Genomic DNA, 13,254 nt, shown 5'->3' with positions numbered 1-13,254 from the left:
GTCACTACATCACCTCTGATCAACCAGTTATTCCCACGGGTAGGGTTGACCACGTGACTCACGCTCGTAGCGAACGCGCCGCGCTCTGCGACCTGCTCGACCGGCTCGGGCCGGAAGCGCCGACGCTCTGCGCGGGCTGGACCACCTACGACCTGGCCGCCCACCTGGTGCTGCGCGAGCGCCGGCCCGACGCGGCAGGCGGGATCGCGCTCAAGCCCCTGGCCGGCTACACCGCCTCGGTCCAGGACGGGCTCAAGGCCAAGCACCCCTATCCCGAGCTGGTCGCCATGGTGCGAAAGCCGGGCGGCGTCTACGGCATGCTGCCGTTCCTCGACGAGGCCGTCAACGCACTGGAGTTCTTCGTGCACCACGAAGACGTGCGCCGCGCGCAGCCGTCCTGGGAGCCGCGCGAGCTGCCCGCCGACCTCGACCGGCTCATCTGGAAGCGGGTGGCGAGCGGCGCCAGGCTGATGCTGCGCAAGTCGCCCGTGGGCGTGGTCCTGCACCGCCTCGGCGGCGGCGTCGCGCTCGGCGGCCCCCGCCAGGGCCCCCGGGTGGAGGTGACCGGGACGGCCTCCGAGCTGCTGATGTTCTGCTTCGGCCGCCAGGAGCACGCCCGCGTGGAGCTCACCGGCGAGCCCCACGCCGTCTCCCAGCTGCGCGCGGCCTCCCTGGGCATGTAGCCCTCCTGCTCCGGCTCGCCCATCGCGGAAACCCCGCGTGGTAAGTGCTCGCGCATCAAGTCAAGCCTTTACCATGGCAGAGGAAAAGAAGCCCCCGGTTAGGATCATGAACATCTTCACAGAGGATGCCGATGATCGCCCAGATCCGGGTATATACGGCTGGGAATGGACTGCAGGAGGCCCCTATGCAGGTCAAGAAGGTGATCACGTACGCGGCTGTCGCGTTCGTGATCTTCTACCTGTTCACCCAGCCGGACCAAGCCGCCGACGCGGTCAGAGGTGTGTTCGACGGAATCGTCCAAGGAGCCAATCAGTTGGCGACGTTCTTCACCAGGGTTCTAGCCTAACGAGGGTTCTGCCTGAGGCAGACGCTTCCCCGCGCTGCCAGATCGTGCTACGCAGGCAGAATGAGAGATCGCCCTAGCGGCAGCAAGATCAATCAGCTTGATCCGAACGTCCGGCGCATCCTCGAGCGCGCCGAGCTCGAGGGCATCGAGCTGATTCGTTTTCTGTACGCCGACCACGGTGGCGTCATTCGTGGTAAAGCGGCTTCCCGATCACGGTTGGCCGAACGGCTCAACACCGGCATCGGGCACACGGTGGCCATGATGGCGATGAACATGCTCGACCAGCTCCAGGACGTCGAGCAGATGGGTCCGGTGGGCGAGGTCCGCATCGTCCCCGACCCCGCCACGTACGTCCCTTTGCCTCACGCACCCGGCGCGGCGGCGATGTTGTCAGATCTGCGGCGGCCGGACGGCTCGCCGTGGGAGGCGTGCGCGCGGACATTTCTCAAGGACGCGATCGCCGAGCTGGCCACGGAGGGTTACACGCTCCAGGCGGCGTTCGAGCCGGAGTTCACTCTGGGCCGCCGCCTGCCCGACCCGACAGGCGGCCCGGACCGGCTGGTGCCGATTGACGACTCGCTCTGCTATGCCAACGCCGGGTTCGACACGGCGCACGACTACACCGTCAAGCTCATCCACGCCCTGGAGACACAGGGCCTGCGCGTCGAGCACTACCACCCGGAGCTGGGGCCCGGCCAGCAGGAGCTGTCGATCAGGCACGCGCCCGCGCTGCGGGCCGCCGACAACCACGTCCTGTTCAGGGAGACCGTGCGCGGCGTGGCCCTGCGGATGCAGCTGTGGGCCACGCTGGCCCCCAAACCGCTGGCCGACCAGGCCGGCAACGGCGCCCACCTGCACCTGTCGCTGTGGAACGACACCCGCAACGTCTTCGCCGCCGACGGGGAGGTGCGTGACGGCTTCATCGGCGGCCTGCTCGCCCACCTGCCCGCCCTGACCGCGCTGACGTGCGGCAGCGTCAATAGCTTCCGCCGTCTGGCGCCCCGCATGTGGTCCAGCGCGTACGCGGTGTACGGGCTCGACAACCGGGAGGCCGCCGTACGCGTGTGCTCGCCGATCGGTGAGACCGGTGAGCCGAACCTGGAGCTGAAGCCGTCGGACTCCTCCGCCAACCCGTACCTGTCGCTGGGGGCCGTGATCCACGCCGGCCTGGACGGCATCCGGCGCAAGCTCGACCCGGGGGCGCCCGTGGACGTGGACCCCGACACGCGGCCCGGCCGATACCCGCGCCTGCCGTCGTCGCTGGACGAGGCGCTGGACGCGCTGGAGGCCGACGAACTGCTCATGGAGGCGCTCGGGCCGCTGCGGCGCAGCGCGTACCTGGCCGTCAAGCGGTCGGAGGCGGCCGCGTTCGGCGCGAAGGACACCTCCTATGAGCTGTTCAACCACCTGCGGGTGTTCTGAACGCCGCCCCGCACGCCACCTCGACGGCACAGCCCGGCCCGCCCGCCGTGCTGGCTCAGGCCGATCCCGGCCGGGACCGGCCCACGCCACCACAGCCGCACCGGCCGGACCCGGCAGTCGCAGCACCTGCGGCGGCCGCAGGACCCGGGCGCAGTGGCCGCGACCGGTGGGCCCTGGTCGGGGGTCAGCGGACCGGGTGGCCCGCCAGGCGCAGGGTGTTCTTGACCTCGGAGATCTTGAGCGTGCCGAAGTGGAAGACGCTGGCCGCCAGGACGGCGTCCGCGCCCGCAGCCACCGCCGGCGGGAAGTCCTCCAGACGCCCGGCCCCGCCGCTGGCGATCACAGGAACCCGCACGGCCGCCCGGACCGCCCGCAGCATCGCCAGGTCGTAGCCGTCGAGCGTGCCGTCACCGTCCATCGAGTTGAGCAGGATCTCTCCCACCCCCAGCTCCTCGCCGCGCGCCGCCCACTCCACCGCGTCGATGCCGGTGCCGCGCCGCCCGCCGTGCGTGGTCACCTCGAAGCCGCTCGGTGTGCCCGGCGCACGCCGGGCGTCCACGGACAACACGACGCACTGGGCGCCGAAGCGCCGGGACGCCTCGGTGAGCAGCTCCGGCCGGGCGATGGCGGCCGTGTTGAGCGACACCTTGTCGGCGCCGGCCCGCAGCAACCGGTTGACGTCCTCGACCGACCGCACCCCGCCACCGACGGTGAGCGGGATGAACACCTGCTCGGCGGTCCTGCGTACGACGTCGAGCATGGTCTCGCGCTCGCCGGACGAGGCGGTGATGTCGAGGAAGGTCAGCTCGTCGGCGCCCTCCTCGTCGTAGCGCCTGGCCAGCTCCACGGGGTCGCCCGCGTCGCGCAGGTTCTCGAAGTTGACGCCCTTGACCACACGGCCGGCGTCCACGTCGAGACAGGGAATGACTCTTACCGCTACGGTCATGCTCGCAATGCCTCGATTTCGATCTCGACCAGCATTCTCGGGTCGACCAGACCGGCCACCCGTACGCCCGTGCAGGCAGGCCGTACCTCGCCGAACACCTCGGCGATGGCCCGCCCGACGAGGTCGAAGTGGCGCTGCTCGACCACGTAGTAACGGACCATGACGACGTCCTCGCGGGTCAGCCCGCCCGCCAGGACGGCCGTCAGGGCGATGTCGATCGCGGTCAGGCTCTGGTGGTAGGCGTCGCCGGCGTGGCGCACCTCGCCGTCGACCGTGGCCGTGCAGCCGGAGACGATCACCCGCTCTCCGACGACCACGGCGCGCGCGTAGCCGTACTTCTCCTCCCAGATGCCACCCGAGAACACCCTAGGCCCGATGCTCTGCATGCTGACGCTACCTACGCTCATCCCGCCCCCTCCCGGCGAAGTCACCCGCGCACCGCGGCAAGCGCGTTTTCCAATGTGAACGCGTGAGCGTAAAGGGCTCTGCCCACGATGGCCCCTTCCAGTCCGTCCGGGACGAGACCGGCGAGTGTGACCAGGTCATCCAGGCTGGAGACGCCACCACTGGCGATCACCGGCTTGTCGGTACGGGAGCAGATCCGGCGGTAGAGGTCCACGTTGGGGCCCTGGAGCATGCCGTCCTTGGTCACGTCGGTGACGACGTAGCGGGGGCAGCCGTCGGCCTCCAGCCGGTCGAGCACCTCCCACAGGTCGCCCCCCTCCTCGGTCCAGCCTCGGGCGGCCAGGGTCGTGCCCCGCACGTCGAGACCGACCGCGATCTTGTCGCCGTGCTCGGCGATGATCTTCCGGCACCAGTCGGGGTTCTCCAATGCGGCGGTGCCGATGTTGACCCGGCGGCAGCCGGTGGCCAGGGCGGCGGCCAGCGAGTCGTCGTCGCGGATGCCGCCGGACAGCTCCACGTTCACCTCCAGCCGGCCGATCACGTCGGCGATCAGCTCCCGGTTGCTCCCACGGCCGAACGCGGCGTCCAGGTCCACCATATGGATCCACTCGGCGCCCGCCTCCTGCCAGGCCAGCGCGGCGGCGAGCGGCGCGCCGTAGCCGGTCTCGGTCCCGGCCTCGCCCTGGACCAGGCGTACGGCCTGGCCACCGACGACGTCCACGGCGGGCAGCAATACGAGCGACGACATTCAGATCCTCCGGTCGAAGGCAAGAGTCACGACAACGGGTACGAGCAGCACAGACAGGACGAGGACGGCGAAGCTGGCGAAGAACGACCCCCACAGCAGCCAGGCGATCACCTGGACGAGCAGGAACCCGAGCGCCACCAGGGCGTTCTGGGCCCGGTGGCGGCGCGCCAGCAGGCCTCCCTGGCGGGAGAGGCGCACCGGGCGCGGCGTGAGCCTGGCGATAAGGGTGCGGCGGCGGGCCAGGCGCGCCTGGCGCTCCTCGTTGGCCCGCATCGCCCGGGCCCGCTCGGCCTCGCGCTCGGCCCGGCGGCGCGCCCGCTCCTTGCTCACCGCGCCGGCTCCCTCACCCGAGCCGGGAACGCCCGGCCCTTACTCAACGGTGCCCAGCCAGTTGCTCAGCAGAGCGGCGCCGGCGTCGCCGGACTTCTCCGGGTGGAACTGGGTGGCCATGAGCGGGCCGTTCTCCACGGCCGCCACGAACGGCACGCCGTGCTCGGCCCACGTCACGATCGGCTCGGCGAACCCGTCGCCGGTGCGCAGCTCCCACTCGCGCACGCCGTAGGAGTGCACGAAGTAGAAACGGGTGGCGGCGTCCAGGCCGGCGAACAGGACGCTGCCGGCCGGAGCCTTGACGGTGTTCCACCCCATGTGGGGCAGCACGGGCGCGTCGAGCCGTTCGACGGTGCCCGGCCATTCGCCGCAGCCCTCGGTCTCCACGCCGTGCTCGACGCCCCTGGCGAACAGGATCTGCATGCCGACGCAGATGCCCAGCACCGGGCGGCCGCCGGCCAGGCGCCTGCCGATGATCTGCTCGCCGCGGACGCTCTTGAGCCCGCTCATGCACGCCTCGAACGCGCCGACGCCGGGCACGACCAGCCCGTCGGCGTTCAGCGCGGCCTCGAAGTCGGGCGTCACGGTCACCTCGGCGCCGACCCTGGCCAGCGCCCGCTCCGCGGAACGCAGATTGCCCGAACCGTAGTCCAGGACGACGATGTTCTTCTTCGTCACCACCACAGCACCCCCGCCGTGATCGCCATCGCCGCGCCGAGCGCGCAGACGACGGCACCGATTTTGAGTCCCTGCTTGGCCAGGGAGAACACGCCGCCGATCAGGAACAACCCGATGAACACCATCACGCCGGCGATGAGGTTGTCCGTCATAGGACGCCCTTGGTGCTCGGCACCCCGCTCGCGCGCGGGTCGAGCTCGGACGCCTCGCGCAGCGCCCTGGCCAGGGCCTTGAACTGGGCCTCCACGATGTGGTGCGCGTTGCGCCCGTAAGGGACGTGCACGTGCAGGCAGATCGCGGCCTGGGCGACGAGCGACTCCAGGATGTGGCGCGTCATCGTCGTGTCGTAGTCGGGGCCGATCATCGGCGCCATGCCCTCGGGCTCGGTGTGCACCAGGTAAGGCCGCCCGGACAGGTCGACGGTGACCTGGGCGAGCGACTCGTCCAGCGGGCACGACGCGCTACCGAACCTCCTGATGCCCGACTTGTCGCCCAGCGCCTCGCGGAACGCCGCGCCCAGCGCGAGCGCGGTGTCCTCGATCGTGTGGTGCGCGTCGATGTGCAGGTCGCCCTCGGTCTTGACGGTCAGGTCGAACAGCCCGTGCTTGCCGAGCTGGGCCAGCATGTGGTCGAAGAACCCGACCCCGGTCGCCACCTCGACCCGGCCGGTGCCGTCGAGACCGACCTCCACCAGGACCGAGGTCTCCTTCGTAACGCGCTCGACGCGGCCTACGCGGTTCACAGGCCCTCCTTCGTCGGTCCTGTGAACCGCAGAAGCGCCGTGTTCATTGGTTCGCTCGCTCACAGCAGGACCCCTTCCAGGGCGGCGCGGAAGGCCGCCATCTCCTCGCCGGTGCCGATCGTGACACGCAGCCATTCGGGCGGGCCCACCTCGCGGATGAGCACACCGCGTTCCAGCAGCCCCTCCCACACCTGGCGCCGGTCGGGGAAGCGCCCGAACAACACGAAATTGGCATCCGAGTCGGCCACGGCCAGGCCCTTCGACCGCAGCCAGGTCACCGTCTCGTCGCGCTCGCGCCGCAGCGCGTCCACCGTGCCGAGCAGCTCCGCGCGGTGCCGCAGCGCCACCCGCGCCGCCGTCTGGGTGAGGGTCGACAGATGGTACGGCAGCCGCACCAGCAGCAGCGCCTCCACCACCGCCGGGTGCGCGGCCAGGTAACCCAGCCGCGTGCCCGCCATGGCGAACGCCTTGGACATCGTCCTGGTGACGATCAGCCTCGAGTGGGCGGGCAGCAGCGTGAGCGCCGACGGCGTGCCCTCGCGGGCGAACTCGGCGTAGGCCTCGTCGACCACGACCATGCCGGGCGCGGCGGCCAGCACCGCCTCGATCGTCTCGATCGGCTGGGCGGTGCCGGTCGGATTGTTGGGCGAGGCCAGGAAGACGATGTCCGGCCGGTGCTCCTCGATCGCCGCGACGGCCTTGCCGGGGTCGAGCGAGAAGTCCTCCTCGCGGCTGGCCTTGATCCACTCGGTGTTGGTGCCGCCGGTGATGATCGGGTGCATCGAGTAGGACGGCTCGAACCCGATGGCGGTGCGGCCGTGGCCGCCGAACGCCTGCAGAATCTGCTGGAGCACCTCGTTGGAGCCGTTGGCCGCCCACACCTGCTCGGTGCTCAGCCCGTGCCCGAGGTAGCCGGCCAGGTCGGCGCGGAGCGCGGTGGCGTCCCTGTCGGGGTAGCGGTTGAGCTCGCCCGCCTGGGCCCGGACCGCCTCGGCCAGGTCGTCGACCAGCTCCGGGGAGGGCGGGTAGGGGTTTTCGTTGGTGTTGAGCCGGACCGGGACGTCGATCTGGGGCGCGCCGTACGGCGTCTTGCCCCTCAGGTCGTCGCGGATGGGCAGATCGTCCAGGTTCACTCGGGGGTCTCCGTGGGCACTCGCCAGTCGAAACGGGCGCGGATCGCGGCGCCGTGTGCGGGCAGGTCTTCGGCGTCGGCCAGGACCGACACGTGGGCGGCGGCGCCGGCGAGCGCCTCGCGGGTGTAGTCGACCACGTGGATGCCGCGCAGGAACGACTGCACCGACAGGCCGCTGGAGTGGCAGGCGCAGCCGCCCGTCGGCAGCACGTGGTTGGAGCCGGCGAGGTAGTCGCCGAGCGAGACCGGCGCGTACGTGCCGACGAAGATCGCGCCGGCGTTGCGGACCCGCGCGGCGACCGCGGCGGCGTCGGCGGTGTGGATCTCCAGGTGCTCGGCGGCGTAGGCGTCCACCACCTTGAGTCCGTCGTCGAGCGAGCCGACCAGCACGATGCCGGACTGCCGGCCGCCCAGGGCCTCGGCGATGCGCGCGGAGTGCTTGGTCGCCGAGACCTGTCCCGGCAGCTCTTTCTCCACGGCGTCGGCCAGCTCGGGGCTGGTGGTGACCAGCACGGCGGCGGCGATCGTGTCGTGCTCGGCCTGGCTGATCAGGTCGGCGGCCACGTGGACCGGGTCGGCCGTCTCATCGGCCAGGATCGCGATCTCGGTCGGCCCCGCCTCGGAGTCGATGCCGATGCGGCCCTTGAGCAGCCGCTTGGCCGCCGCCACCCAGATGTTGCCGGGCCCGGTGACCATAGTGGCCGGCGGGCACTCCTCGGTGCCGTAGGCGAACATGGCCACCGCCTGCGCCCCGCCGACGTTGTAGACCTCGTCCACGCCGAGCAGCGCGCACGCGGCCAGGATCGTGGGGTGCGGCAGCCCGCCGAACTCCTTCTGCGCGGGGCTGGTCACGGCCAGCGACTCGACGCCGGCCTCCTGGGCCGGCACGACGTTCATGACCACACTGGACGGATAGACCGCGCGGCCGCCGGGGACATAGAGGCCCACGCGGTCGACCGGCACCCACCGCTCGGTCACGGTGCCGCCGGGCACGACCTGCGTGGTGACGTCGGCGCGCCGCTGGTCGCGGTGGACCAGCCGGGTCCGCCTGATCGACTCCTCCAGCGCCGCCCGCACCTTGGGGTCGAGCTCGCGCAGCGCCCGCTCGATCTCCCCGGCGGGCACGCGGGTGGTGGCGATCTCCACGCCGTCGAACCTGGCGGTCAGCTCCCGTACGGCCGCCACGCCGCGATGGCGCACGTCGTCGCAGATGGGCCGCACCTTCTCCAGGGCGGCCTCGACGTCGAGCTCGGCGCGTGGCAACACGTCGCGCAGGTTGTCCGGCAGGGAACCGCGCATGTCAATACGGGAAATCACCCCCACAGTCTACGGAGTCCGGCCCCTGAATCTCGTTCTGTCCACACTGCGGGACACGGTTCCCCGGTCCTCCCCGGACACTCGACGGCCGCGGGAGGGGGGCAGTCGCCTCCGCCGCACCCGCGGCCGTCGTCGCCCCGGACCGGGCCTGCCGGGGCGGACGCCGTGGCCGCCACGGGGGCGCGGCCACGACCGTGAAGAGCTTTGAGCCATTCCCACTGCCCGCCGGGCGTGTCTGTGTAACATCACACCTCTGAATACTTTATGCAGTCAAATCCTACGCTAAGTTATTTTTGCAGGTCAGCGCCCAGCTTGACCATCTGTAGACCGCCATCCACCACTGTCGATCAAGCGGACGGGGTACGGCATGCACCATGGTGCGCCTGCCGACGTACGCGCCGATGCTGGCCCAGCTCGGCACCCTGGCCTCGGTGCAGGGCCCGGGCTGGGCGGTGGAGATGAAATGGGACGGCGTGCGGGCTCTGGCCTACCTCGAGGAGGGCGCCGTCCGCCTGATGTCGCGTAACGGCAAGAACATCACCCCCGCCTACCCCGAGCTGCAGCTCATGGCCGGAGCCACGGCAGGCCGCGCCGCCGTCGTCGACGGGGAGATCGTGGCGTTCGACGAGGCCGGTCGGCCGAGCTTCGAGGCGCTGCAGCCGCGCATGCACCAGCGCAAGGCTGCCGTCACGGCCGAGCTGGCCAGGGCGGTGCCAGTGACGTTCATGGCGTTCGACATCCTGCACCTGGACGAATCCAGCGTGGTCTCGCAGCCCTACACCGAGCGCAGGGAGCTGCTCGAGGGCACCTTCACCCCCGGTTATCGGTGGCAGGTGCCCATCTGGTTCGCCGACGCCGCCAGGCACGCCTTCGACTCCTCACGGCAGCTCGGGCTCGAAGGGGTCGTGTGCAAGCGGATGGTCTCGCCGTACCGGCCGGGCAAGCGCAGCGGCGAATGGACCAAGGTCAAGAACGTCAGCACCGTCGAGGTGGTGATCGGCGGCTGGCAGCCCGGCGGCGGACGACGCTCGGGAACGATCGGGTCGCTGCTGCTCGGCGCGTACGACGAGCGCGGGCGGCTCCTGTACGTCGGGCATGTCGGCACCGGCTTCACCCAGGCCATGCTGCGTGACCTGCGGGAGCGGCTGGCGCCGCTGGAGCGCCCCGATCCGCCGTTCGACCAGCCCGTGCCGCGGGAGCACGCCCGCGACGCGCAGTGGGTCGAGCCGCGCCTGGTCGGGGAAGTCCAGTACGCCGAGGTCACCGGCGACGGCATGTTGCGCCACCCGTCGTGGCGCGGACTCCGCCCCGATCGCGAGCCGGTGGAGGCCGACGCCGCCGAGATCCTGCGCCTGCGGCACGGCGGCGACGCCGCGGCCGGCTGACCGGCAGACCACATCGATCAGGGCGCTCACGGGGCGGGCTCCTTCAGCGTGCGGGCCAGCAGCCAGGCCAGGAACGGGAACACGATCAAGCAGGCCAGTGCCATCCTCAGCGTGGCCGCCTCCGCGACCGCGCCCACCAGAGGGCTGGCCAGGCCGCCCACACTCACCGCCAGCCCCAGGGTCACACCGCTGGCCGTGCCCACCCGGCGCGGCAGGAAGTCCTGGCCCAGCGTCACATGCAGGGAGAACGGGGCGTACAGGGCGATCGACGAAGCGGCGATGAAGACGTAGGCGGCGGGTCCGGGCGCGAGGACCACGCCGGCGACGGCGGGCACAGCCGCCGCGTAGGCCAGGCGCATCGTCCGCACCCGGCCCCAGCGGGCCGCCAGCCTGCCGCCCAGCACGGTCCCGGCCGCCCCACCGGCGAACAACACGAACAGTGCCACCGCGCCCGCCGCCCCGCCCCCCATGAAGAGGGCCACGAAGGCGCTCAGGCCGACGTACACGACCGAGCGGAAGACGATCACCAGCGTCAGCCTGGTGAACGACGGCCAGTCGTCGCGGCCCGACACCGGCGCCGAGACCCTGGCCTCCTGCCCGGCGGGCGCGAGGATCGCCGGCAGCGTCACCAACGCCCCCAGCACGGCCGGGACCACCAGAAACGGCGAGGCGCCCAGACCCCACACCGCCAGCAACGGCGTCACCAGCACGGGAGCCGAGGCGAAGCCCAGCGTGCCGCCGAGCGAGAACCAGCTCATCCGCACATGGCTGCCGGCGCTGGCGAGCCTGGCCAGCCGCGCCGACTCCGGATGGTAGGCGGCCACGCCCAGCCCGGACAGCGCCACGGCCAGCCAGGTCAGCACGTAGGAGTCGGTGACGCCGCCGGCCGCCACCCCCGCCCCGGCCACCACCATGCTCACCGGGATCAGCCACGGCATCCGCCATCTGTCCGTCAGCACGCCGAACACCGGCTGCACGATCGACGACAGCAGCGTCGCCGCCAGCACCACGCCCGAGACGGCGACGTAGCCGTAACCGCGCTCGGCCACCAGGAACGGCACGAGCGCCGGCACCGCACCCTGGTAGAGATCGACGGTGGCATGACCGGCGGCGAGCATGGGGATCCTGTTCACCCCTCGATCATTTCTCGGTGCTCCCTGGCCCGCTTCCGATAAAATGCCAATTCATGCCGGAAATCCGCCATCTGTCTGAAGCGCCCACCGGGCGACGGCCGCTCGCGCCCGGCGCCGGCATCGACGCGCACCGGCACGACACCCACCAGATCGTGTACGCCTGCCGCGGCGTACTCTCCGTCACCACGAGCGCGGGCACGTGGGTGGCCCCGGCGAACCGGGCCATCTGGGTGCCGGCGGGCACCGTCCACGAGCACCGCGCCCACGGCGACACCGACCTGCGCCTGGTGGGCCTCACCGGCAACCCGCTCGCCCTCGACCGTCCCGCCGTCCTGGCCGTCGGCCCGCTGCTGCGCGAATTGATCATCGCCTACACCGATGACGCGCCCGCCGGGACCGGTCCCTCCCGCGCGGAGCGTGGGCGGCTGCTGTCCGTTCTGCTCGACCGCCTTAAACGCGCGCCCGAGCAGCCCTTCCACCTGCCGGCCCCGGAAGACCCCAGACTGGTGGCCGTCTGCGCGATCCTGCACCGCGATCCCGCCGACGGCAGCACCCTCGCGCGACTGGCCGCGCAGGCCGGCACCAGCGAGCGCACGCTCGCCCGGCTGTGCGGCCGCGAGCTCGGCATGAGCTTCCCGCAGTGGCGCACCCAGCTCCGCCTGCACCACGCGCTGCTGCTGCTCGCCGACGGCCTCCCGGTGACCGCCGTCGCGCACCGGTGCGGGTGGGCGTCGGCGAGCGCGTTCATCGACGTGTTCAGGCGGGCGTTCGGGTACACCCCTGGCCGCGCCTTTACATTGTAGATTCGCTACAATCGTTCCTTGTGAGCAAATCGAAAGGCAAATGAGCCGTGACACGTTAGTTGGAACATGGCCATGGTTATTGGCACTATCCAACTGTGCTGGCCTAGGTTCCGCCGCGCCGGTGGATGGTCGAGAGGCCACGAGATATGCCAAGCTGCCCGCAGTCTTCTCAAGCAGTGACCGCGCTGCTGGTTGACTGTGCTCATGCTGCTCAGGCCGTATTCGGCAGCCGGGGCGGCGTCAGTCGAGAGTCTCCTTTACGAGATCGAGGTAGGCGTGCCCGGCGGCGACACTGTCGGGCAGTCCGAGCGCCGCGAATCCGTCCAACAGCTGGCGTAGCGCGGCGAGGTGCTGCCGCCAGGAAGCGTCGGGTGCGTAGGGGCCTCCGAGGAACTCAATCATCCGGGCCGTCTCCGGTGAGCGGCGGGCGATCCGCTTGCCTGCAATCGGGACGAGCGCCAGCCGCAATGCTTGGTGTTCTGCGGGGCCCTTGGGCGTCGGCTGCTCGTGCTCGTCGGCGCTGAGATGCTCGGCGAAGGTGGCCGCGAGCCGGTCGAAGCCTCGCCGGTCGAAGATGACGGTGCTGTCGGTGGGCCAGCCCGCCTGGGAGATCGGGTGGATGTGCCAGTCGACCCAGAGCGGAAGTCCGTCCACGAGGTGCTGTCCGCTGACCGCCCTGGTGCCACGAGGGCCGTTGTGGCGGGCATCGAAGGCCGCCGTCAACATCCCCGGGCCGGAAGGGAGACGGCCGAGCACTGCGTAATTGTCGAGGTGCGCGTCGTCCACGACCACGAGCAGGTCAATGTCGCTCCAGTCGTCGGCCCGGCCCGCGCCGAGCGACCCGACCAGGGCGGCGCCAGCCACTTCGGGGTCGTCGTGGAGGCCGACGGTCGCGGCACTGAGCCAGCGGGACCGGATGCCGGCGAGGCGGGGAGCCGGCGGCACCTTGCTGCTTTCCGTGCTCATCAGGACACCTCAGCACCCTGGCGAAGCGGCGGCAACCCATTAAGATCCGCAGGGCCTGGGAGAAGGCCATCGGTTTTCCAAGCCGCCGCAGTGTCAACGGTCACTGAGTTCTCCCCGTAGGCGGCCTGGAGTTCTCCCCGCTGGCGGCCACGAAGGTCTCCCCAACGGCGGCCATTTATCTCCCCACCGTTGGTGCCGGTCTGGTTAGCTGAAGGGC

Annotated in this window: 16 protein-coding genes; 5 read left to right on the top strand and 11 right to left on the bottom strand. The window is 71.0% G+C overall.

Going from position 1 to position 13,254, the window contains the following annotated elements; genetic code table 11:
- Positions 1-53: 53 nt before the first annotated feature.
- The 3 genes from ACTWQA_RS26440 to ACTWQA_RS26430 all read left to right on the top strand — a co-directional run bounded on the left by ACTWQA_RS26440 (position 54) and on the right by ACTWQA_RS26430 (position 2,452).
- The gene (locus ACTWQA_RS26440) at positions 54-683 is read left to right on the top strand and encodes a TIGR03085 family metal-binding protein (protein ID WP_443161784.1); all 630 of its coding nucleotides are present in this window, start codon (positions 54-56) and stop codon (positions 681-683) included.
- Between the two features lie 185 nt (positions 684-868).
- Positions 869-1,030, top strand: coding sequence for a hypothetical protein (locus ACTWQA_RS26435; protein WP_305922020.1), 162 nt, complete (start codon positions 869-871; stop codon positions 1,028-1,030).
- A gap of 60 nt (positions 1,031-1,090) precedes the next feature.
- Positions 1,091-2,452, top strand: a complete 1,362-nt coding sequence (locus ACTWQA_RS26430) for a glutamine synthetase family protein (protein ID WP_443161783.1) — start codon at positions 1,091-1,093, stop codon at positions 2,450-2,452.
- Positions 2,453-2,636: 184 nt separating this feature from the next.
- Here ACTWQA_RS26430 and hisF read toward each other — a convergent pair whose 3' ends face one another.
- The 9 genes from hisF to hisD are packed head-to-tail and all read right to left on the bottom strand — an operon-like array spanning position 2,637 to position 8,750.
- Positions 2,637-3,398, bottom strand: a complete 762-nt coding sequence (gene hisF, locus ACTWQA_RS26425; RefSeq protein WP_443161782.1) for an imidazole glycerol phosphate synthase subunit HisF — start codon at positions 3,396-3,398, stop codon at positions 2,637-2,639.
- Positions 3,395-3,805 (bottom strand): Rid family hydrolase, encoded by a 411-nt coding sequence (locus ACTWQA_RS26420; protein WP_443161781.1) that lies wholly within the window; start codon positions 3,803-3,805, stop codon positions 3,395-3,397. Before ACTWQA_RS26420 ends, hisF begins: the two co-directional genes overlap by 4 nt.
- A 20-nt stretch (positions 3,806-3,825) precedes the next feature.
- Positions 3,826-4,551, bottom strand: a complete 726-nt coding sequence (priA, locus tag ACTWQA_RS26415) for a bifunctional 1-(5-phosphoribosyl)-5-((5-phosphoribosylamino)methylideneamino)imidazole-4-carboxamide isomerase/phosphoribosylanthranilate isomerase PriA (protein ID WP_443161780.1) — start codon at positions 4,549-4,551, stop codon at positions 3,826-3,828.
- Entirely contained in the window at positions 4,552-4,881 is a 330-nt protein-coding gene (locus tag ACTWQA_RS26410; RefSeq protein ID WP_443161779.1) for a hypothetical protein, read from the bottom strand.
- A 39-nt stretch (positions 4,882-4,920) separates the two neighbouring features.
- On the bottom strand, positions 4,921-5,562 hold the full coding sequence (gene hisH, locus ACTWQA_RS26405; RefSeq protein ID WP_305922014.1) for an imidazole glycerol phosphate synthase subunit HisH: 642 nt from the start codon (positions 5,560-5,562) through the stop codon (positions 4,921-4,923).
- Complete coding sequence (locus tag ACTWQA_RS26400) at positions 5,556-5,711, bottom strand: hypothetical protein (RefSeq protein ID WP_327583130.1); 156 nt, start codon at positions 5,709-5,711, stop codon at positions 5,556-5,558. The genes hisH and ACTWQA_RS26400 overlap by 7 nt, the downstream gene beginning before the upstream one ends.
- Positions 5,708-6,301 (bottom strand): imidazoleglycerol-phosphate dehydratase HisB, encoded by a 594-nt coding sequence (gene hisB, locus ACTWQA_RS26395; protein ID WP_443161778.1) that lies wholly within the window; start codon positions 6,299-6,301, stop codon positions 5,708-5,710. Before hisB ends, ACTWQA_RS26400 begins: the two co-directional genes overlap by 4 nt.
- A gap of 59 nt (positions 6,302-6,360) precedes the next feature.
- Complete coding sequence (locus tag ACTWQA_RS26390; RefSeq protein WP_443161897.1) at positions 6,361-7,461, bottom strand: histidinol-phosphate transaminase; 1,101 nt, start codon at positions 7,459-7,461, stop codon at positions 6,361-6,363.
- The gene (hisD, locus tag ACTWQA_RS26385) at positions 7,431-8,750 is read right to left on the bottom strand and encodes a histidinol dehydrogenase (protein WP_443161777.1); all 1,320 of its coding nucleotides are present in this window, start codon (positions 8,748-8,750) and stop codon (positions 7,431-7,433) included. Before hisD ends, ACTWQA_RS26390 begins: the two co-directional genes overlap by 31 nt.
- Before the next feature lie 374 nt (positions 8,751-9,124).
- Here hisD and ligD point away from each other — a divergent pair, with 374 nt between their 5' ends.
- On the top strand, positions 9,125-10,135 hold the full coding sequence (ligD, locus tag ACTWQA_RS26380; protein WP_443161776.1) for a non-homologous end-joining DNA ligase: 1,011 nt from the start codon (positions 9,125-9,127) through the stop codon (positions 10,133-10,135).
- Between the two features lie 26 nt (positions 10,136-10,161).
- Here ligD and ACTWQA_RS26375 read toward each other — a convergent pair whose 3' ends face one another.
- A complete protein-coding gene (locus ACTWQA_RS26375) occupies positions 10,162-11,268 on the bottom strand; it encodes an MFS transporter (protein WP_443161775.1) in 1,107 nt (368 codons plus the stop codon).
- A 53-nt stretch (positions 11,269-11,321) separates the two neighbouring features.
- Here ACTWQA_RS26375 and ACTWQA_RS26370 point away from each other — a divergent pair, with 53 nt between their 5' ends.
- Positions 11,322-12,071, top strand: coding sequence for an AraC family transcriptional regulator (locus ACTWQA_RS26370; protein ID WP_443161774.1), 750 nt, complete (start codon positions 11,322-11,324; stop codon positions 12,069-12,071).
- A 240-nt stretch (positions 12,072-12,311) separates the two neighbouring features.
- Here ACTWQA_RS26370 and ACTWQA_RS26365 read toward each other — a convergent pair whose 3' ends face one another.
- A complete protein-coding gene (locus ACTWQA_RS26365) occupies positions 12,312-13,037 on the bottom strand; it encodes a nucleotidyltransferase domain-containing protein (RefSeq protein WP_443161773.1) in 726 nt (241 codons plus the stop codon).
- Between the last annotated feature and the right edge of the window lie 217 nt (positions 13,038-13,254).

The sequence above is a fragment of the Nonomuraea sp. 10N515B genome, from assembly GCF_052245915.1.
In the GTDB taxonomy this organism is placed as follows: Bacteria; Actinomycetota; Actinomycetes; order Streptosporangiales; family Streptosporangiaceae; genus Nonomuraea.
This window is presented reverse-complemented; position numbering and strand designations above follow the sequence as displayed.